Annotated in this window: 19 protein-coding genes; 13 read left to right on the top strand and 6 right to left on the bottom strand. The window is 59.3% G+C overall.

Annotated features, from left to right (window positions below; genetic code table 11):
* Positions 1–56: 56 nt before the first annotated feature.
* Complete coding sequence (locus ABJP42_RS17610) at positions 57–242, bottom strand: hypothetical protein (RefSeq protein ID WP_348342696.1); 186 nt, start codon at positions 240–242, stop codon at positions 57–59.
* Between the two features lie 116 nt (positions 243–358).
* On the opposite strand from ABJP42_RS17610, the gene xdhA reads away from it, so the two are divergent.
* The 13 genes from xdhA to ABJP42_RS17545 all read left to right on the top strand — a co-directional run bounded on the left by xdhA (position 359) and on the right by ABJP42_RS17545 (position 13,626).
* On the top strand, positions 359–1,720 hold the full coding sequence (gene xdhA, locus ABJP42_RS17605) for a xanthine dehydrogenase small subunit (RefSeq protein WP_348342694.1): 1,362 nt from the start codon (positions 359–361) through the stop codon (positions 1,718–1,720).
* Entirely contained in the window at positions 1,717–4,074 is a 2,358-nt protein-coding gene (xdhB, locus tag ABJP42_RS17600; protein WP_348342692.1) for a xanthine dehydrogenase molybdopterin binding subunit, read from the top strand. The genes xdhA and xdhB overlap by 4 nt, the downstream gene beginning before the upstream one ends.
* Positions 4,075–4,076: 2 nt before the next feature.
* Positions 4,077–5,039 carry a xanthine dehydrogenase accessory protein XdhC gene (gene xdhC, locus ABJP42_RS17595; RefSeq protein WP_348342690.1) on the top strand — a complete coding sequence of 321 codons (963 nt, stop codon included), beginning with the start codon at positions 4,077–4,079 and terminating at the stop codon, positions 5,037–5,039.
* Entirely contained in the window at positions 5,036–6,553 is a 1,518-nt protein-coding gene (locus ABJP42_RS17590; RefSeq protein ID WP_348342688.1) for an ABC transporter ATP-binding protein, read from the top strand. The genes xdhC and ABJP42_RS17590 overlap by 4 nt, the downstream gene beginning before the upstream one ends.
* A gap of 66 nt (positions 6,554–6,619) precedes the next feature.
* Positions 6,620–7,699: an ABC transporter permease gene (locus ABJP42_RS17585; protein ID WP_348342686.1), complete on the top strand. Its 1,080-nt coding sequence runs from the start codon at positions 6,620–6,622 to the stop codon at positions 7,697–7,699.
* On the top strand, positions 7,699–8,619 hold the full coding sequence (locus ABJP42_RS17580) for an ABC transporter permease (protein WP_348342684.1): 921 nt from the start codon (positions 7,699–7,701) through the stop codon (positions 8,617–8,619). Before ABJP42_RS17585 ends, ABJP42_RS17580 begins: the two co-directional genes overlap by 1 nt.
* Positions 8,620–8,698: 79 nt before the next feature.
* A complete protein-coding gene (locus ABJP42_RS17575) occupies positions 8,699–9,772 on the top strand; it encodes a BMP family ABC transporter substrate-binding protein (RefSeq protein WP_348342682.1) in 1,074 nt (357 codons plus the stop codon).
* 98 nt (positions 9,773–9,870) lie between these two features.
* Complete coding sequence (locus tag ABJP42_RS17570) at positions 9,871–10,062, top strand: hypothetical protein (RefSeq protein WP_348342680.1); 192 nt, start codon at positions 9,871–9,873, stop codon at positions 10,060–10,062.
* A gap of 100 nt (positions 10,063–10,162) precedes the next feature.
* Positions 10,163–10,354: a hypothetical protein gene (locus tag ABJP42_RS17565; RefSeq protein WP_348342678.1), complete on the top strand. Its 192-nt coding sequence runs from the start codon at positions 10,163–10,165 to the stop codon at positions 10,352–10,354.
* Positions 10,355–10,516: 162 nt separating this feature from the next.
* Entirely contained in the window at positions 10,517–11,464 is a 948-nt protein-coding gene (locus ABJP42_RS17560; RefSeq protein ID WP_348342676.1) for an aldo/keto reductase, read from the top strand.
* Positions 11,461–12,540 carry an NAD(P)/FAD-dependent oxidoreductase gene (locus ABJP42_RS17555; protein WP_348342674.1) on the top strand — a complete coding sequence of 360 codons (1,080 nt, stop codon included), beginning with the start codon at positions 11,461–11,463 and terminating at the stop codon, positions 12,538–12,540. The genes ABJP42_RS17560 and ABJP42_RS17555 overlap by 4 nt, the downstream gene beginning before the upstream one ends.
* Positions 12,540–13,199, top strand: a complete 660-nt coding sequence (locus ABJP42_RS17550; protein ID WP_348342672.1) for a DUF938 domain-containing protein — start codon at positions 12,540–12,542, stop codon at positions 13,197–13,199. Before ABJP42_RS17555 ends, ABJP42_RS17550 begins: the two co-directional genes overlap by 1 nt.
* Positions 13,200–13,287: 88 nt before the next feature.
* Positions 13,288–13,626 carry a carboxymuconolactone decarboxylase family protein gene (locus tag ABJP42_RS17545; protein ID WP_348342670.1) on the top strand — a complete coding sequence of 113 codons (339 nt, stop codon included), beginning with the start codon at positions 13,288–13,290 and terminating at the stop codon, positions 13,624–13,626.
* Positions 13,627–13,705: 79 nt separating this feature from the next.
* Here ABJP42_RS17545 and ABJP42_RS17540 read toward each other — a convergent pair whose 3' ends face one another.
* The 5 genes from ABJP42_RS17540 to ggt form a co-directional block, all read right to left on the bottom strand.
* A complete protein-coding gene (locus ABJP42_RS17540) occupies positions 13,706–16,216 on the bottom strand; it encodes a GcvT family protein (protein ID WP_348342668.1) in 2,511 nt (836 codons plus the stop codon).
* 207 nt (positions 16,217–16,423) lie between these two features.
* Complete coding sequence (locus ABJP42_RS17535; RefSeq protein WP_348342666.1) at positions 16,424–16,729, bottom strand: hypothetical protein; 306 nt, start codon at positions 16,727–16,729, stop codon at positions 16,424–16,426.
* Between the two features lie 108 nt (positions 16,730–16,837).
* Positions 16,838–17,884, bottom strand: a complete 1,047-nt coding sequence (locus ABJP42_RS17530; RefSeq protein ID WP_348342664.1) for a VOC family protein — start codon at positions 17,882–17,884, stop codon at positions 16,838–16,840.
* 94 nt (positions 17,885–17,978) lie between these two features.
* Complete coding sequence (locus ABJP42_RS17525; protein ID WP_348342662.1) at positions 17,979–19,382, bottom strand: FAD-binding oxidoreductase; 1,404 nt, start codon at positions 19,380–19,382, stop codon at positions 17,979–17,981.
* 171 nt (positions 19,383–19,553) lie between these two features.
* Complete coding sequence (ggt, locus tag ABJP42_RS17520; protein WP_348342660.1) at positions 19,554–21,353, bottom strand: gamma-glutamyltransferase; 1,800 nt, start codon at positions 21,351–21,353, stop codon at positions 19,554–19,556.
* Between the last annotated feature and the right edge of the window lie 51 nt (positions 21,354–21,404).

Raw genomic sequence — 21,404 nt, 5'->3', positions numbered from 1 at the left:
TCTTTTCCATGTGCTGCAAAAATGATCACCGCCCACCTTGAGGGTCCCTTTTTTCATCAGGCAGATAGCGTAAAACCTGCGCCATTTTCAAACCAGGCTTGAAAGTCTTTTGCGCTTTGGCCCATTTTCAGGTCGCCCCTTGCGGGGAAGTGCTTTAAAACTAACGGCATGCCCCTGCATACGGCAATAATCTTGCGCGGTAGAATGCTGCAAAGCAGAGTCACTTTTTCTTGCCAGAACAAGAGGCGGCTCCCTAGGTTATCCGCAGCAAGCATATGCAAAGGCCCGCCAGGTTTTCTACGTCGCATCGAAAGCATGGCATCAGGGGTGGTTCACGTAAGGCGACGGGTTTCACACGATGACAATCACCTTTCATCTGAACGGTGAAGAGGTTGTGCTCAAGGATCAGGATCCTTCGGCCACACTGCTTGATTTTCTGCGCGAAGAGCGCGGGCTGACGGGAACCAAGGAAGGCTGCAACGAAGGCGACTGTGGCGCCTGTACAGTGATGGTGACTGACAAGACCGGCGCCAAACCCCTGAATTCCTGCATCCTGTTCCTGCCGCAGCTGAACGGCAAGTCCATTCGCACGGTGGAAGGCGCTGCAGACAATGATGGCACCCTACATCCCGTCCAGGAGGCCATGATCACCCATCACGGCAGCCAGTGCGGTTTTTGCACCCCCGGTTTTGTCATGTCGATGGTCACCGCCCATAAGAACGGCGCGACGGATCACGATGTGCAGCTCGCTGGTAACCTGTGCCGCTGCACCGGCTATGCCCCGATCATTCGCGCAGCCGAGGCCGCCGCCGAGGCACCAGTGCCGCAGTGGATCAGCAAAGAGTCTTTGCCTGCAGCAACTTCGGCCGGCAATATGCCCGGCTCTTCGGATGAATTGGCGGCACTTTATGCTGCCAAACCAGAAGCCCGATTGGTGGCAGGGGCCACCGATCTTGGCCTTTGGGTTACCAAAGGGCTGCGCGACCTGGGGGAGATGATCTTTCTGGAGGGCTGTGACGACCTGAAACAGATCGAGATCACAGACGATGAGATTCGCTTTGGCGCCATGGTGGATATGAACCGTATGCGAGAGGCGATTACACCGCTGCATCCCTCCTACGGGGAAATGATCCGCCGCTTTGCCAGCCAGCAGGTGCGGGCCGCCGCCACGGTTGGCGGCAATATCGCCAATGGCTCCCCCATTGGCGACAATCCTCCTGCGCTTATTGCGCTGGGCGCACGGCTGCATCTGCGTCAGGCCGACAAGCGCCGCGACATCGCTTTGGAAGATTTCTTTGTCGACTATGGCAAACAAGACCGCCGCCCCGGCGAATTTGTCGAAGCCGTCAGCCTCCCCCGCCAAGAGGACAGCCTGCGGGTTTACAAGCTTTCCAAACGCTTTGATCAGGATATCTCGGCGGTGCTGGGAGCCTTTAATGTCACTGTGACCGGGGGGCAGGTTGCGACGGCCCGCATCGCCTTTGGCGGCCTTGCAGGCACGCCCAAACGGGCCTCTCATGTTGAGGCGGCACTGCTGGGCCAACCTTGGTCGCAATCCTCTATTACTGCAGCTGTAGCTGAGATGGGTAAGGATTTCACCCCAATGACGGACATGCGGGCCTCGGCGGAATACCGGCTGGAATCCGCGCGCAATATGTTGATACGCTATTTCAGTGACATCAGTGGCAACAGCCAATCGGTTCTGGAGGTGCAGGCATGAGCGTTGCAAAACCCCTGCCCCACGACGCGGCTAAACTGCATGTCACAGGCAAGGCGCGCTATGTGGATGACGCGCCCCTGCCCCGCGATGCGCTGCATCTGGCCTTTGGCCTGTCTTCCATTGCCAAGGGGCGCATCACCTCAATGGATCTGGAGGCGGTCAAATCCAGCCCGGGCGTCGTGGCGGTTTTGACCGCAGATGACCTACCCTTCGCCAATGATGTCTCCCCCTCCATCCATGATGAGCCGCTCCTGTCGGACGGCAGTGTGCATTACCTTGGCCAGCCATTGTTTCTGGTGGTGGCCAGCAGCCACCGCGCTGCCCGCGTTGCAGCACGTCGGGGCGAAGTTTCCTATACAGAAGAAGAGGCATTGCTGACCCTGGATGCGGCCCTTGCCACTGACAGCCGGTTTGAAGACGGCCCGAGGATCTATCAGAAAGGCGATGCGGCAGCGGCTATCGCTGCGGCTCCGCATCAGATCGAGGGGCAGTTTGAGCTGGGCGGTCAGGAGCATTTCTATCTGGAGGGTCAGGCCGCCCTGGCCTTGCCGCAGGAAGATGGTGCCATGCTGGTGAATTCCTCGACCCAGCACCCCACCGAGATCCAGCACAAGGTGGCCGAGGCCATTGGTCTGCCGATGCATTCTGTGCGGGTTGAGATCCGCCGCATGGGCGGGGGCTTTGGTGGGAAGGAAAGCCAGGGCAATGCCCTGGCCGTGGCCTGCGCCATCGCCGCGCGCCAGACAGGCAAGCCCTGCAAGATGCGCTATGACCGCGATGATGACATGGTGATCACTGGAAAACGCCATGCCTTCCGGATCTCCTACCGGGCCGGATATGATCAGGAAGGTCGCCTGGCCGGGGTGGAATTCATCCATCTGGTCAATTGTGGCTGGGCGCAGGATCTGTCGCTGCCGGTAGCGGATCGGGCCATGCTGCACAGTGACAATGCCTATGCCATTCCGGCGATCCGCATTGAAAGCCACCGATTGAAGACCAACCTGCAAAGCGCCACCGCCTACCGCGGCTTTGGCGGGCCACAGGGCATGGTAGGCATCGAGCGGCTGATCGATCATATCGCCTTTGATCTCAAAATTGATCCCGTGGAGTTGCGGCGGAGAAATTATTACGACGCGCCTGAGGAGATGTCTCATGGGGGCGCTGCCCCCCGGTCTGCGACCTCCCCCCGGAATATTTCAGGAAAGATGATATCCCGGGACAACACCACGCCCTATGGGATGGAGGTGACCGATTTTGAACTGCATGCCTTGACGGATCAATTGCTGCAAAGCGCGAAGTATTCAGCGCGCAAGGCCGAGATTGCGGCCTGGAACAAAACCCAGGGGGATCTTAAAAGGGGGCTGGCCTTTGCGCCGGTGAAATTTGGCATTTCTTTTACCCTGACCCATCTCAACCAGGCTGGAGCCTTGGTACATGTCTATCAGGATGGCTCGGTACATCTGAACCATGGTGGTACCGAAATGGGGCAAGGGCTGTTCCAGAAGGTGGCCCAGGTTGCGGCCAGCCGGTTTGGCATCTCCATGCAACAGGTAAAGATCACTGCCACCGATACCGCCAAGGTGCCCAACACCTCGGCCACGGCGGCCTCCTCTGGTTCGGATCTGAATGGGATGGCGGTCAAAGCGGCCTGTGACACCATTCGCGACCGTATGGCTGCGTTTTTGGCGCAACGCCACCAGTGTGGCCTTGAAGATGTGGTTTTTGCCGCAGATCAGGTGCGCATCGGCACGGAAGAAATCTCTTTCGCTGCCGCTGCCAAGCAATGTTATGAAGGCCGTATCAGCCTGTCGGCTACCGGGTTCTACAAGACACCCAGCCTGGAGTGGGACCGGATCAAAGGCCAGGGGCGACCGTTTTTCTATTTTGCCTATGGGGCGTCAATCACCGAAGTGGTGGTGGACCGCCGATCAGGAGAGAACCGCATTCTGCGCACAGATATCCTGCACGATGCCGGCGCCTCATTGAACCCGGATCTGGATATTGGCCAGGTTGAAGGCGGCTATGTGCAGGGCGCAGGCTGGCTGACCACAGAAGAGCTGATCTGGGATCAAAAGGGCAACCTGCGCACCCATGCGCCCTCCACCTATAAGATTCCGGCCTGTCCCGACCGGCCCGATATCTTCAATGTTGCGCTCTATAAGGGCGAGAACCGCGAGGACAGCATTTACCGCTCCAAAGCCGTGGGTGAGCCGCCTTTTATGTTGGGGATTTCGGCCTGGCTGGCCCTGAGCAATGCGGTGGCCCAGTTTGGCGACGGCTATCCCGGTTTGGATGCCCCGGCCACTTCGGAAGAGATCTGGCGCGCCGCCCGGAGGCTGAGCCATGGAGTTTGATCATGGGATTTGATCTTGAGAATCTACGGGCACATATGGCCGCGCATGGGGCGGTGACACGCGTGGTGATTGCTGGCATTCGCGGTTCTTCGCCGCGCGAGGTGGGCGCAGCCATGCTGGTCTGGGAAGGTGGTCAAAGCGGCACCATTGGCGGTGGCGCACTTGAGTTCGAGGCTGCTGAGAGCGCCCGAAAACAGCAGGTCAGGTCGCATCTCAGCACCCATGCGCTGGGGCCTGATCTGGGCCAGTGCTGTGGTGGATCAGTCACCTTGCTGAGCGAGATCTACACATTGGCCGATCTGGCAGAGCTTGAGGAGGATGTGATCCTGCGTCCCACCAAGGTCTCCGAAGACCAGGTAAAAGAGCCGGAGCCCCCGCTTTCGGCAAAGCGCCTTTTGGCACAGCTGCGAGGACAGGGGCAAAGCCCGGCACCGCAGCTGATTGATGGCTGGATGCTGGAACCGGTTCATCACCCCCAGACAGATCTGTGGATCTGGGGCGCCGGCCATGTGGGACGGGCCCTGGCGGATGTTCTGGCGCCGCTTCCCGATCTGGCAATCACCTGGATTGATACCGGGATTGAGCGGTTCCCAGAGCATAGTCCCCCCGGCGTACGCCGGCTTCCCGCTGCAGAACCTGCCCTTTTGGTACGTCATGCGCCGGTAAATGCCCAACATCTGGTCCTCACCTATTCCCATGAGTTGGATCTGACGCTATGCCACGCTCTGCTGTTGCATGGGTTTGCTTTTGCTGGGCTCATTGGCTCGGCCACAAAATGGGCGCGGTTTCGCAGTCGGCTGGCTGCCCTGGGCCATTCCACGGCAGAGATCGCCCGGATCACCTGCCCGATTGGCAGGCCCAGCCTGGGCAAGCATCCGCAGATGATTGCGGTGGGTGTTGCGACAGATCTGCTGGCACGCGCCGCAGAACAGAAGACGACGTTGAAAAAGGAGCGCTGCGCGTGACTGAGGTATTATTGAGCCTGAAGCGGCTGACCAAAGCCTACCCCGGCGTGGTGGCCAACGATGCTGTGTCCTTTGATATTGGCCAAGGCGAAGTGCATGCCTTGTTGGGAGAAAACGGCGCCGGGAAATCGACGCTGGTGAAAATGATCTACGGGCTTGTCAAACCTGACAGCGGCGAGATGCGCCTGCGCGGTGAGATCTTTGCCCCGGGCGAACCGCGCCAGGCCCGCGCTGATGGCATCGCCATGGTGTTCCAGCATTTTTCCCTGTTTGATGCGTTGAATGTGGCGGAAAACATCGCCCTTGGCATGGAGAACCCGCCCAAACTGCGTGACCTGGCCTCAAAAATCCGGGAAGTTTCGGAAACCTACGGGCTGCCGCTGGATCCGTTCCGCACAGTTGGCGATCTGTCTGCCGGGGAGCGCCAGCGGGTGGAGATCATTCGTTGCCTGCTGCAGGACCCCAAGCTCTTGATCATGGATGAGCCAACCTCGGTTCTGACCCCGCAGGAGGTTGAAATCCTGTTTCAGACGCTGGAGAAGCTCCGCGCGGAAGGCACTTCAATCCTTTATATTTCGCACAAGCTGGAAGAGATCCGCACCCTTTGCGATCATGCCACCATCCTGCGTCTGGGCAAAAACGTTGGCGAATGTATCCCTGCCGAGACCTCGGCCAGTGAAATGGCGGAACTGATGGTTGGTTCTGCGCTGACACCGCCGGAACGTGGGGATCGTGATTTTGGCGCCGTGGCGCTGGATATTTCAGGTCTGTCGGTGCCTGCGCCCTCTGCCTTTGGCACCGCGTTGCGCAATGTGCATCTGACGGTGCGCAAGGGGGAAATCCTTGGCATCGGCGGCGTCGCGGGCAATGGCCAGGACGAGCTGCTCTCGGTCCTGTCTGGCGAGACCCTGACCGAGGCCGATGCGGTGAAGCTGGGCAAGGATCCTATCGGGCGCATGGGGCCAGTGGCGCGCCGCGCCTTGGGTGTGCTGGCCGCGCCGGAAGAACGGCTGGGCCATGCCGCCGCACCTGACATGAGCCTGACGGAAAATGCCATGCTCACCGGGGCCACACGTGAGGGATTGGTCAAAAACGGTTTTCTGAAGTGGACCGCCGCCAAAGAATTTGCCCAGCGTATCATCAAGGAGTTTGATGTGCGCACGCCGGGGCCGGAGAATGCTGCGCGCTCTTTGTCGGGGGGCAATCTGCAGAAATTTGTCATTGGTCGCGAGGTCTTGCAGCGTCCTGAAGTGCTGGTGGTCAACCAGCCGACCTGGGGGGTTGATGCCTCTGCTGCGGCGGCCATCCGGCAATCGCTGTTGGATCTGGCCGCTGGCGGTGCGGCGGTGATCTGCATCAGCCAGGATCTGGATGAGCTGATGGAGATCTCTGACAGTTTTGCAGCCCTCAACGAGGGGCGCCTCTCCGCGCCGCGCCCTGCCGCTGGACTGACTGTGGAGGAGATCGGCCTGATGATGGGCGGTGCGCATGGCATGGAGGTGGCGCATGTTTGATACCGCGCGTAGGGGTTTCGCCTTCGGCGAGAATACTTGGGGAAAGATGATACAGGGGGCCGCGCAATGATCCGGCTAGAGAAACGACCGCAGCCGTCCCGCGCCTGGTCCTTGGCCACGCCCGTTGTGGCAGTGCTGGCCACGATGATTGCAGGCGGCATGCTTTTTGGCATTCTAGGCAAGGACCCGGTGGAGGCCATCCGCACCATTTTTTGGGAGCCGCTGTTTGGCGAGTTTGCCTTTTATTACCGGCCACAGCTTTTGGTCAAAGGCGCGCCCCTGGTGCTGATCGCCATTGGCCTGTCCCTGGGGTTCAAGGCGGGTATCTGGAACATCGGTGCCGAAGGGCAATATATCATCGGGGCCCTGGTTGGGGCTGGCATTGGCCTCGCCTTTTATCCGTTGGAGGCCTGGTATGTGTTTCCGCTGATGGTGATTGGCGGTGCCTTTGGCGGCTGGCTCTGGGCGATGATCCCGGCCTATCTAAAGACCCGATTTGGCACCAATGAGATCCTGGTCTCACTGATGCTGGTCTATGTTGCCGAGCAGTTCCTTGCCTCCATGTCATTGGGATTAATGCGCAATCCCGAAGGGCATGGCTTCCCCGGCTCGCGCAATTTCAACAGCTATGAAGGCGCAAGCAGCTGGATCAATGAAAATGCTGGGATGCATTGGGGCGTGGTCGCGGCGTTGATTGCGGTGATCTTTGCCTATGTGCTGCTCAATCGCCATATGGTGGGCTATCACATCCGCCTCACGGGCGAAGCGCCACGAGCGGCAAAGTTTGCCGGGGTGAACCCGGCCCGGCTGATCCTGTTCTGCCTTGGCACCTCGGGCATGCTGGCCGGACTGGCCGGATTGTTCGAGGTTGCTGGTCCCTCGGGCCAAGTCTCGATTGATTTCAACGTCGGCTATGGCTTTACCGCCATCATCGTTGCCTTTCTGGGGCGGTTGCATCCTGTGGGGATCCTGCTGGCAGGCGGGTTGATGGCACTGACCTATATTGGCGGCGATATTGCCCAGTCGAACCTGCAGCTGCCCTCTGCCGCGATTCAGGTCTTCCAGGGGATGCTCCTGTTCTTCCTTTTGGCTTTTGACCTTCTGACCAATTTCCGCATCTCGCTTGGCAAACCGGAGGTCGCATAATGGATCTTTCTGCAATCAATCCCGTCCTGCTCATTGCCTCACTGATGGTGGCGGCAACACCGCTGTTGTTTGCCGCCATTGGCGAGTTGGTGGTGGAGAAATCCGGGGTGCTGAACCTCGGCGTTGAGGGCATGATGATCATCGGTGCGGTGGCCGGGTTTGCCACCGCCGTTGAAACTGGCTCGCCTCTCTTAGGTTTTGTCGCCGCTGCCGGGGCTGGCGCGGCGCTGTCAGTCCTCTTTGCCATTCTGACGCAATATGCCCAGGCCAATCAGGTGGCCTCTGGCCTGTCGCTGACGCTGTTTGGCCTCGGCCTGTCGGCGCTGATGGGGCAGTCTTACGTGGGGATCAAACCGCCACAGATGCAAAAACTGGACATTCCGGTGCTGAGCGATCTGCCAGTGATTGGGCCGATCCTTTTTGGTCATGACCCGATGCTTTATGTGGCGATTGCGGTGATCGCCGCAGTCTGGGCGGTGATCAAATTCAGCCGGATTGGTCTGGTGCTACGTGCGGTAGGTGAAAACCACGATGCTGCCCATGCGCTGGGGTACAAGGTGGTGCGCATTCGCATCATGGCAATCCTCTTTGGCGGCGCCTGTGCGGGGCTTGGCGGCGCCTACATCAGCCTCATTCGGGTGCCGCAATGGACCGAGGGCATGACCGCGGGAATCGGCTGGATTGCCCTGGCTCTGGTGGTCTTTGCCAGCTGGAAACCCTGGCGGGTGCTGCTGGGTGCCTATCTTTTTGGCGGTGTGACCGTTGTTCAGCTTAATCTTCAGGCTGCCGGCGTTGCCATCCCAGTAGAGTATCTGGCAATGTCGCCCTATCTGATCACCATTCTGGTGCTCGTCATTCTATCGGCCGATAAGAGCAGCGCACCTGCTGCTTTGGGTCGCAATTTCCACGCCGCCCGCTGATGTAAAAGCAGGCGGCATACGACTTGTCCGGGGGCGCGGCCCCTGGGCACAACTAAAACCAACACGGGGGATCCCTTTGATGAAACTGACAAACCTCATGACCAGCGCCGCTATGGCCTTTGGTCTCGCAACTGCCGCCCTTGCGGACGACCCAACCAAGGTTGGCTTTGTATATGTTGGCCCCGTGGGTGACGGCGGCTGGACCTATGAGCACGACCAGGGCCGCAAGGCGGTTGTTGCCGAATTTGGTGACAAGGTCGAAACCGTCTATGTTGAAAACGTCGCCGAAGGCCCCGATGCCGAGCGCGTGATCACTCAGATGGCGCTGCAGGGGGCCGACCTGATCTTCACCACCTCCTTTGGCTACATGGACCCCACCATCAACGTCGCGGCCAAATTCCCTGACGTGCGGTTTGAGCACGCCACCGGTTACAAGCAGGCCGACAATGTCGCGACCTATTCCGCGCGTTTCTATGAAGGCCGCGCCGTTCAAGGCACCATCGCCGGCAATATGACCAAGAGCAACATTGTCGGCTACATCGGCTCCTACCCCATCCCCGAAGTGATCCGCGGCATCAACTCTGCCTATATTCACGCCAAGAAAGTGAACCCTGACGTTGAGTTCAAAATCGTCTGGGCCTTCACCTGGTTTGACCCCGCCAAGGAAGCTGATGCCGCCAAGGTTCTGATCGAACAGGGCGCTGACGTGATCCTGCAGCACACCGATTCCACCGCGCCTCAGGCCGCTGCTCAGGCTGCAGGCAACGTCATCACCTTTGGTCAGGCCTCTGATATGGCCGAGTATGGCCCCCTGCCACGGGTTTCCTCGATCATTGATGACTGGGCCCCTTACTACATCGCCCGCACCAAAGCGGTTATGGACGGCACCTGGACCAGCGGCAACACCTGGGACGGCATTGGCGCTGGCATGGTTGGCATCGGTGAAATCTCCGACGCGGTTCCAGCCGACGTGAAAGAAGCCGCCCTGGCGATGAAAGCCGCCCTGGCGGATGGCTCCTACCACGCCTTCACCGGCCCCATCAACAAACAGGACGGCTCTGCCTGGCTGGCGGATGGCGAAGTTGCCGATGACGGCACCCTGGCGGGCATGAACTTCTTTGTTGAAGGCATCGAAGGCGACATCCCACAGTAAGCTGCGGCCTTGCTAGAAGTACAGAAAGGCCCGCCAATTGGCGGGCCTTTTTGCTGAGGTGTCATCCGTTGCTTTCATCCCCCTTCAAGACTGAGAGCATGGCCACGCTGACACTGGAAGACCTGCCCAATGTCCATCCAGTGCAATTTACTACCCTTGCGTCGCTTCAAACAGCCACCGCGCCCGAACCGAGGGGTGGGCAGCAAAGCGCCCGCCCCGTGGGGGCGGTTCGGGCGCTGCCAAAGCAGCGCTTTGGCAATTGCGAAACACTTGACTATGTCGACCCTTGAAGCTCGTTAGGCGGGCAAACCGACTGTTTCACTAGCACCCAAAGTGTGTGGATGATATTTCTGACTTGATTTCGACCATTCGTGGCACAGTGAGAGCAATATGAAACGTGACGACGCAAAGAGTATATTCAAAGCCGTAGACACCATTTGGGGCGCTTCATCCCAACTAATTATGGCGATTGATGCCATCGAAGATGCTGGCGAGAAACGTGTATTCAGAAAGAAATACGCCGAACTGATCGGGAACATAGAACACGATTTCGTCTATGACGATTTGCGCCAAATACCCTGATTTTGCAGATGAAAAACCGAAGTGACGGTTGGCAACGAAGGGCTCAAAGCAATCATCTGCTTCAGCGGGCTATAAACCCGGTGCTCAACTCTTTACGCCTAAAGCCCCTTTGAGACCACCTTGGCTCTTCCCCCCCTGACAATCGCGTGGCAGGTTGCCCAGATGACACGTATTTTTACCTCTCCCGATGGAACCCCGGCCAGCGGCTTTGCCTTTGGCACCATGCAGTTTGGCGGCCGTGCGGATGCGGCACAATCCGCCGAGATCTATGCCGCCTGCCGGGCGGCGGGTCTCACCCATTTTGACACCGCCTGGGTCTACACGGATGGCCGCAGCGAAAAGATCCTGGGCGACCTCATCAAGGGTGAGCGCGATCAACTGATCATCGCCAGCAAGGTGGGCTATACTGGCGGCGCCGGGCCGGACAATATGCAGGCGCAGTTTGACACCAGCCGCTCCCGACTGGGGCTCGATTGTATCGATATTCTCTATCTGCACCGCTTTGACGCCGACACCGATCTGCGCGTCACGCTGGAGTGGTTTGCCGCCCGCAAACAAGCAGGCGACATTCGCTACATCGGCCTGTCCAACTTTGCCGCCTGGCAGGTGATGAAGACGCAGATGCTGGGACGCAATCTGGGGGTTCAGGTGGATATCCTGCAGCCGATGTATTCTCTGGTGAAACGCCAGGCCGAGGTCGAGATTCTGCCCATGTGCATGGATCAGAATATCGCCATTGCCCCCTATTCTCCGCTGGGTGGCGGGCTGCTCACCGGGAAATACATCTCCGGTGGAGAAGGCCGTCTCAGCGAAGATGCCCGTTACAACAGCCGCTATGGCCAGACCTGGATGCATGACACCGCCAAGGGGCTCAGCGTATTGGCGCAAGAGCGCGGCGTCTCCCCCGCGACACTGGCTGTGGCCTGGGCAGCGGCGCATCCCTCGGCGCCGATGCCGATCATTTCGGGACGCACAGCCGCGCAAGTCGCCCCCTCGCTGGCGGCGCTGGACTTCAAGATGGATGCTGCGCTTTATGAGCAGATTTCGGCGCTCAGCCCGCGCCCTGCCCCCGCAACAGACCGCTTGGAAGAACAGGAGCTGGGCGCATGACATGTGATTTTCTGATCATTGGCGGTGGCATCGCTGGCGCCAGCGCCGCTGCCCGCCTGTCTGAACTGGGGCATGTTATCCTGCTGGAGATGGAAGAGGCGCTTGGCTACCACGCCTCGGGGCGCTCTGCGGCGATGTTTGAAGAGAACTATGGCCCCCCTTCGGTTGTGGCCCTCAATCGCGCCAGCGCTGACTATCACCACAATGCCAATGGCGGCTACCTGACGCCCCGCGGTTTCATGATGATCTCCGGTCCCGGTCAAGAGCAGCAGTTCCGGGACGACATCAAGGAGTTGCACCTCGACGAGATCAGCTTTGCCGAGGCCCAAGGCCGGGTGCCGATCCTGAACCCCAAGACCGTTACCCATGCTGGGCTGCACGAGGCGGCGCAGGATCTCGACACCGACCGCATGGTGCAGGATTTTGCCAAGGCGGCCCGCAGCAATAGCGGCAAGGTCATCACCCGCGCCAAGGTCACGGCGATCCATCACGATGCCAAGGGCTGGCAGGTTGAGGCAGGCGGCGAAAGCTACAGCGCCAAACAGCTGGTCAATGCCGCCGGGGCCTGGGTGGATGAAATTGCTGCCCTGGCCGGGGTTGCCCCCATTGGCATTCAACCCAAACGCCGCTCCATGGCACGGCTGCCGGCCCCCGGCGGGCATGATGTTACCACCTGGCCAATGCTGATGGGAGTTGGCGAGACCTGGTACGCCAAACCCGATGCGGGCAAACTGCTGGTCTCTCCAGCAGAGGCAGATCTGGTCACGCCCCATGATGCCTATGCGGATGACATGGTGCTGGCCGAGGGGCTGGCCCGCTATGAGGAGATGGTGACCACCCCCGTGACCCGGGTTGAGAGCAACTGGGCGGGCCTGCGCAGTTTTGCCCCCGATGGCACCCTCGTGCTGGGGCCAGACCCTGATCAAAGCGATTTCATCTGGTGCGCAGCGCAGGGCGGCTATGGCTTCCAAACCGCCCCTGCCGCCTCACGCTTGCTGGCGGATATGGTCGGCGGTAGCACTTCAGAACTGGAGGCCGAAACCCGCGCGGCCCTATCGCCAGCGAGGCTGCGCTGATGCCTGTCCGTTCTGTGCCCGGCAGCGCCTCGATTGCCAATCCCGAAGGTGGCAAGCTCTTTGCACCCTCGGCGGCGCGCAATCTGGATGTGCTTTGCGATCTGTTGGAACAGGTCGTGCACGCAGACGGAACCCGAGCATTGGAACTTGCCAGCGGCACCGGGCAACACGTGGTGGGCTATGCTGCGCGCCTCTCCGGCTACAGCTGGCAACCCACCGAGGCAGAACCGAGCCGATTGCAGAGCATCGATGCCTATGCCGCGGAAGCCCGGTTGCCAAATGTGCAGCCCGCCACAGCCTTGGATGCAACAGCCAGTGGCTGGGGGGCCACTCAAAAGCCGCAAGACCTGATTGTGCTGTCAAACCTGCTGCATCTCATCAGCACCGCCGAGGCCCAATGCCTGATCCGCGAATCTGCCACTGCCTTGGCCCCTAAGGGGCGTCTGGTGATCTATGGTCCTTTTTCACGAGGTGGAGAGCTCACCAGCCCTGGCGACGAGCGCTTTCATGCTTCCCTGACGGCGCATGACCCTGAAATAGGCTACAAAGATGATTTTGATGTGCTGGACTGGGCCGCTCGAGCCGGTTTGGACCCGGTGGAGGTCATAGAAATGCCCGCCAATAATCTGGCGCTGGTGCTTTCGCATCCCACTCTCTGACGCCCTCGGCAGATGACTTAGATCAAGGTTCGCTCCGCAAAAGGCTCATACATCTTCGGTAAATGGAATATTTACTGAAGGACGTCACATGACCTGGACCAACAAACTGGAATCTACTCGCCAGGGGCTGCGCAATCTCAACAAGGCAATCCCTGAAACGGCCCAGGCCTTTGGCGCGCTTGGGAAATCAGTGAAGCAAGGCGGCGTTCTGGAATTCAAACACAAGGAGTTTGTCGCCCTCGGCATCGCCGTGGCGGTGCGCTGTGATGATTGTATCGGCTTGCATGTCGAGGCTCTGGTCAAAGCCGGAGCCTCCCGCGAGGAACTGTCGGATGTGTTGGCCATGTCGATCCAGATGGGCGGTGGCCCGGCGATGATGTATGCCGCCAAGGCGTTGACCTGCTACGATGAGCTGACCGCTGCCTAACGACGGTTTCTTTCCCTCCTGAAAGACAAAAAGCCCCGATCCTGCGACCGGGGCTTTTTGAGTGCCTGCGTCTTGGGCCTTAGCCGTTTTGGCGAATGGTGGCGTTGGTCGGATCATAGGGGCTGTCGCAGGTGACGGTGGCATCCCAAAGTTTGTCCTGCATTTTCACCTTCACCTTGGTGCCCTCAATCGCCAGTTCTGGCGGCAGATAGCCCATGCCGATGCTCTTCTCGAAGGCAACAGAATAGCCACCCGAAGTCAGACGCCCCAAACGGGTTGTGCCATCCTCAGCATAGATTACCTCACGCCCCCAAGGGTCCGCATCATCAGGACCGTCAATCAGCAGGGTGCAGCATTTGACGCGCACACCGGTCTTGATCATGGCCTCTTTGCCGTGGAAGTCCTTTTCCAGATCGATAAAGCGCGGCAGATCGGCCTCTGCCGGGGTTGCATCCCGACCCAGCTCGGTGCCGAAGGCGCGGTAGCTCTTTTCCTGACGCAGCCAGTTCTGTGCCCGGGCACCAACCAGTTTCATGCCGTGTTTCTCACCAGCTTTTTCAAGCAGATCAAACAGGTAGTTCTGCATCTCGATCGGGTGATGCAGCTCCCAGCCCAACTCACCAGTGTAGGCCACACGGATTGCATTGACCGGGCACATGCCCAGTTCGATCTGGCGCGCCGACAGCCAGGGGAAACGCTTGTTGCTCAGCGCGGTTTCCGGGTCGGCGTCATTGATCACCTCTTTCAGAACATCGCGGGATTTCGGCCCGGCGATGGCAAAGACGCCCCACTGGGTGGTGACATCCTGGATCTCGATGTAGCCGAACTCTTCCATCTTGTCTTCGGCGGCTTTGCGCAGGAAGTCTGCATCATATTCCGTCCAGGCCCCGGCAGAGACCAGATAGTAGTTGTTCTCGCCATTGCGCACGATGGTGTATTCGGTGCGGGTGGTGCCCGCCGAGGTCAACGCATAGGTCAGGTTGATGCGGCCGATCTTGGGCAGTTTGTTGCAGGTGAACCAATCCAGGAACTGGGTGGCACCGGGGCCCTTGACCACATGTTTGGTAAAGGCGGTTGCATCTACCAGGCCCACGCCTTCGCGGATCGCCTTGGCTTCTTCAACCGCATAGTTCCACCAGCCACCACGGCGGAAGGAGCGCGCGTCGTGGTCAAAGGTTTCAGGCGCATCCAGTGGGCCATAGTAGTTGGGGCGTTCCCAGCCGTTGACCCAGCCAAATTGCGCACCGCGCTCTTTTTGACGATCAAAAGCAGGCGAGCAGCGCAGCGGACGCGCGGCGGGACGTTCCTCATCCGGGTGGTGCAGGATGTAGACGTGCTCGTAGCATTCTTCGTTCTTGCGGGCCGCGAATTCGGTGGTCATCCAATTGGAGGAATAGCGCTTCGGGTCGAGCGAAGCCATGTCGATCTCGGCTTCGCCATCGGCCATCATCTGCGCCAGATAATAGCCGGTGCCACCTGCAGCAGTGATGCCGAAAGAAAAGCCCTCGGCCAGCCACATATTGCGCAGCCCCGGTGCGGGACCCACCAACGGGTTGCCATCGGGGGTGTAGCAGATCGGGCCGTTAAAATCATCCTTGAGACCAGAGTCTGCACAGGAGGGCACCCGCTCTGCCATCGCCATATACTGTTCAGCGATGCGGTCCAGATCCAGCGGGAACAGGTCAGCGCGGAAACTGTCAGGCACACCGTGTTCGAACTGCGCAGGGGCGCCACGCTCATAGATGCCGAGGATCCAGCCGCCACGCTCTTCGCGGGCATAAGATTCATTGTCGGCGTCGCGCACAACGGGGTGCTCGGGGTTGCCTGCTTCGCGCCATTTGACCAGCTCTGGGTCTTTGTCCATGACGATGAATGTATGCTCGACCGGGATCGCCGGCATCTTGATGCCCAGCATCTTGGCGGTGCGCTGCGCGTGGTTGCCTGAAGCGGTCACAACATGTTCAGCCGTAATCACCACCTGCTCGTCCGAAGGCACCAGATTGCCGCCTTTTTCGACCATCTTGGTGCAGGTGACTTCCCAGTGGGTTCCGGTCCAGTGAAAGGCATCAGCCTGCATCTTGCGGTGGATTTCAACGCCGCGTTGGCGGGCTCCCTTGGCCATGGCCTGGGTCACGTCTGCGGGGTTAATATAGCCGTCTTCGGTATGGTAGATCGCGCCTTTGAGGTCACCGGTTTCAATCAGCGGCCAACGCTCTTTGATCTGATCCGGAGACAGCCATTCATAATCGACATCGCAGGTTTCCGCAGTTGATGCATAGAGCTTATACTCATCCATGCGCTCTTCGGTCTGGGCCATGCGCAGGTTGCCGACCACCGCAAAACCAGCGTTCAAACCGGTTTCGGCCTCAAGCGACTTGTAGAAATCAACCGAGTATTTGTGGATATGGGTTGTCGCGTAGGACATGTTGAACAGCGGCAAAAGTCCCGCCGCATGCCATGTGGAGCCGGAGGTCAGCTCGTCACGCTCGATCAGCATGACATCGTCCCAGCCTGCTTTGGCGAGGTGATAGGCAATTGAAGTGCCAACGGCGCCGCCGCCGACGACCAATGCTTTGACTTGGGTTTTCATGAGGCCGTTCTCCGGAACAAGTGACTCGGTTTCTGCAATGGTTATGCCCAACCCCCAGGAAATCAGGCTAAATCCATCCGACCCAAAAAAAGTCAAAACCGACCTTTTTTCACCGCTGCATTGCAAATCTCTGAGGAAGGTCCCCGCTTTGGCCTTGGATCAAGGCTCCTGCTCTGCAATCAAGGCCCGAACCGGGCGAGACGTTGACTACTGGCAGTTCAGGGCAGTCCCGCGCCGAACGCAGATCTTTGCGGCCTGGCTCTCTTGGCTCTCGTCTTCCCGATAGCTGGGTTGCGCTAGCTGAGTGCCCCCACCCAATGCCACTTGCTCCCCAACCCCATGCTCGCTGGCTTTATGTGCCTTATCAAAACGGCGCTGGATGATTTGAGCATAGTCAGCGGCACTCATCTCGCCCCATTGCAGCCCGGCGTCACGTGTCTGAAAGTAATAATCTGCCCCAACAACAGCCTGGACAGATAGGAACAGAATTCCAATGACTTTGCGTATGACCACCTGCAACTCCCCTAGAATACCCTTTCGAGCCAAGTCAGGAGCTAGCAGGTCATGGTGGCAAAATTGGGGCCTCAAGGGAAATTGGCGGCACCAGCTCCTGCGGCCCTATCAGCCAGAATAAGCGCCGAGCAGGCCCAGCGCTTCTCCCATCACCCAAAGGCTGAGACCCATCCAAGTCCCCACAAGCCCCCAGTAGAACAGCGGATGCAAATCGCGGTAGACGGGTTCGACAAAATCCACCCGCCCGGTCCGCAGGGCAGGCCAGCTCCACATCAGAAACAAGACGCCCCAGAACAGTTTTGCATCCAACACGACGGCCAGCCAGATGCAGGCCAGCCCTAGGCCTGCCTTCCACGGCACCGGTCTACCTTCGGTCTGTGCCGTGAGGGGCGTTTCGGGTATTGCCAAGCTCTCGCATTCTTGCACCATCAGAGCAGCTCCCTGCGGATCCATAAGGATTTGACGGCCATCCCCCAAATCGGTCGCCATTTCACCGCCGAGTGCCTGCAGACTGGCCAGTGTTTCCGGCATCGAACCCACGGCAAAGCAAGGTACCCAATAGCGAAACTTGCCCCGCACGGTTTCAGGGACCTCTTCGACCTTGGCGACCAGACTGCCATCGGGGTGTAGGATATCGTAGCAATGCCAGGGTGTTTCGCGCCGCTTTTCAAAATGCCAGCCAAATAGATCCTGGTAAAAACTGCGGATCATCTCGATGTCCGGCAGGTGATGATAGCGTTGCAAGACATGCCCCGGCTGCACCGGATCAGAGGGCGGCGTGATGCCGCCACCTTCGACCATGGTCAACCCCGCCCCGGAAGGGTCGCGGACCAGTGCGATGCGGTTGCCCTTGCCAAAATCCTGAGGTTCGATCTCGATGATCACGCCTTCATGGGCACGAGCCTTTGCGACCTTGTCATCCAGATCCTCCACATGGACGTAGGACATCCAGAAGGATGGCATGTTGATCTTGACCAGGAAGGAGGGCATCGGAAAGACCGCCGCCACCTGATCCCCTTCCCCAGCGTGATCCGAGGCAAAATCATAATCCGAATCTTTGGTGAACCCCCAGTCGAATAGCGCCGCGTAGGTTTTGCGCGCCAGTGCCATGTCAAAAGTTGAGAGATCCGTCCAGATAAAATGGCCAATGGTCATAAGATAAACGTCCTGTTGCTGATGGTAGCTTAGATCTAGGCACGCTCCAGCCCAACAGAAACGGACATTTCTTGCGGAATTTTCGTCGGCCCTGTCAAATCTCGAGAATTTTGCCAGGGTTGAGGATGTTTTCCGGGTCCAGCGCCGCCTTGATAGCCGCCATGTAACGGGTCGTGGCGCCCAGTTCCTGCACCAGATAGGGACGTTTGCCCTGGCCTATGCCATGTTCACCAGTGCAGGTCCCATCCATCGAAATCGCCATCTCGTTCAGCCAGCTGATAAATTCATCGGCCTTTTGGCGCTCCTCGGCATTCTCCATGTCGACCAGCACCAAAGAGTGGAAATTCCCGTCCCCCACATGGCCAACGATGGGCGCAACCAGCCCCAGCTCTTCGGCCTTGGCCTGGGTGGTCCCGACACATTCCGCCAGTCTGGAGATTGGCACGCAGACATCGGTCGAAATGCCCTTGGCGCTGGGACGGATCTGCATGCAGGCCCAGTACATATCATGGCGTGCCTGCCAGAGCTTGTTGCGCTCCTCCGCCGTCGAGGTCGCCTCGATATCGAAGCCACCAAATTCATCCGCGATGGCGGCAAAAGTCTCACTCTGTTCCAATACACCGGCGTCCGAGCCATGGAACTCCAGCAGCAAAAGCGGTGTTTCTGGCAGGGTCAGTTTGGAATAGTTATTGGCCGCCGCGACGCTCATCTCGTCCAGCAGCTCCATGCGGGCAACTGGAATACCATATTGAATGGTCATCATCACTGCGCGACAGGCATCATCTACAGTGCGGAAGGAACAGCGGGAGGACCGGATTGCTTCTGGGATACCTTGCAGGCGCAGGGTGATTTCGGTGATCAGGCCCAATGTGCCCTCAGAGCCGACCATCAGACGCGTAAGATCATAGCCAGCCGAGGATTTCTTGGCCCGCTGTGCGGTGCGGACAACTTCGCCATCCGCCATCACAACTTCCAGCGCCAGGACATTGTCCTTCATGGTACCATAGCGCACCGCATTGGTTCCGGACGCGCGGGTTGCGGCCATGCCGCCAAGCGAGGCATTGGCGCCAGGGTCAATCGGGAAGAACAACCCCTGATCGCGCAGGAAGGTATTGAGCTGTTCACGCGTGACACCAGGCTGCACCACAACATCCAGATCCTCGGCATGGACGGCCAAGATCTGATCCATCCGCATCATGTCAACGCAGATGCCGCCGGCCGGGGCGTTGACATGCCCCTCCAGGGAGGTACCGGTGCCAAAGGGAATGACCGGAACGCCATATTCGGCGCAGGTCTTTACGATGCTGGCAACCTCAGCGGTCGAGGTCGGGAAAACCACCGCATCCGGGGCCTGATTGTCAATCCAGGTAGTGGTATGGCCATGCTGTTCACGGATCGCCTGACCGGTCTGCAGCTGCTCTCCAAACTGCTGCTTCAAGACGCCAATTGCCGCCTCAATCCCCGCCTCATTGCGTGGCAATGCTGTTGCTTGCACCATTTCTCTATCCTCTTGCTTGCCTGCGACGCCGGATAGCACCGGCGCTTCTTCCGTGTTGTCATGACAACACGATTAAACTTATCGCGCAAAAAAGGGGCGCAAGCAAGTGATGCCTCCGTCCTCCACCTTTGCTTCACATAGTTGCATCAGACCAAACCGATCTTGCAGATATCACTCACCAAGAGCGATGCCCTCGCGGCGCGGATCAGCGCCGCCCTTCAAGGTCTCGCCAATCTCAATGGCATGCAGGCCGGAATTCAGATCGCGGATATTGACCTTATATCCCATCTCAGTAAGCGTGGCCTCCATGCCGGTTGCTGCTGTCTCTGCCTCCAGATCATAGGTGCCAAAACGATTGACCGCATGCGGCAGGTCCAGCGCCTGCTGAACATCCATGCCCCAATCCGCCCAGGCCACAATCGCCGAGGCCACATAGCCAATGATCCGGCTGCCCCCTGGTGAACCAATGGCCAGAACTGGCGCGCCGTCTTTGAGGACAATGGATGGCGCCATTGACGAGCGCGGCCGCTTGCCGGGCTCCAATCTGTTGGCGATTGGCACCCCATCACGATGGCTGCGAAAGGAGAAATCCGTCAGCTCGTTGTTGAGCAAAAACCCATTGCTCATCAGACGTGAGCCAAAACCATTTTCAATGGTCGTGGTCATCGACAGCACATTGCCATATTGATCGACGATGGACAGGTGCGAAGTCGAGGGGAACTCAATCGAGGCATCGTCGGCCCAGCGGGGAGGCAGACCTGCATGGTCAAATTCAGGCTTGCCCGGGGCGACTTCGGCCAGAGCAGTCTCTCCGCCCAACAGCTCTGCGCGCGCTGCCAGGTAATCGGCATCCACCAGTCCTTTGGCGGGAACAGGCACAAAGTCGCTGTCGGCCATGTAGCGGCTACGATCGGCAAAGGCGAGCCGCGAGGCATCGCCGATCAGCCGCCAGGCCTCGGGGTTTTCCGCGCCCAAGGCCGCCAGATCATAGCCCCCCAACATGCCAAGGATCTGTCCAACTGTAAGCGCGCCTGACGACGGCGGCCCCATGCCGCAGACCTCAAAGGCACGATAGCTGGCGCAGCTCGCCGGGCGTTCCTTGACCTGATAGAGCGCCAAGTCGAATTCAGACAGAACACCGGGGTTGCCCTCGGCCCCGGTCACCACCCGCACGATATCGGCAGCGATTGGCCCGGTATAAAAACCTTCGGCGCCCTCGGCGGCGAGGGTCCGCAGCACATCCGCATAGGCGGAGTTGGTCAGGATCGAACCCGCCTCCAGCGGTACCCCACCGGGTAGGAAATACTCGGCCGTTGCCGCAAAACGCCCTAGGCGTTCTGCATCACTTGCAATGGATCCCGCCATGCGCGGGGAAACCGCAAAGCCCTCTTCGGCCAATGAAATGCCCGCGTCAAAGAGGGATCCCCAATTGGCCCGCCCCCATTTGCGATGGGCAGCTTCCAACAATGCGGGCGTACCGGGGGTGCCCACAGATCGGCCGCCAACCACGGCGTCAAAGAACTTCAGTGGCTCACCAGCCTCGTCCTGAAACAATCGCGGCGTTGCAGCCAAAGGCGCGGTTTCCCGCGCATCCAATGTTGTGATCTCACCGGACTTTGCATCGTACCAGACCAGAAAGGCGCCACCGCCAAGACCCGAGGATTGCGGCTCCACCAGCCCCAGGACGGTCTGAACTGCCACCATGGCATCTGCTGCCGTACCGCCCTCACGCAGCACCTCAGCTCCGGCCTCAACCGCAATCGGGTTGGCGGCAGCGACCATCCAGTTTTCAGCCTCAACCGGCGTTCCGGCCTCTTTGGCGGCAAGGGCAGCGGCAACCGCCTCAGAAAGCGCTGCAACCTGACCGGAACTTGCGCCTTCCGGGGCGACAGCATCAGCCGCCTCCTGCGCGATTACGGGGGAGGATGCTGTGCTGATCAGCAGGGCAAGGCAGGGTAGATCCAGTCTCATGACACGTCCTCTAGAACATCGAAAATTGTGTCCCGGAACTCTGCCTCCTGG

It is taken from the genome of Pseudophaeobacter sp. (assembly GCF_039971195.1).
Classification (GTDB): Bacteria; Pseudomonadota; Alphaproteobacteria; order Rhodobacterales; family Rhodobacteraceae; genus Pseudophaeobacter.
This window is presented reverse-complemented; position numbering and strand designations above follow the sequence as displayed.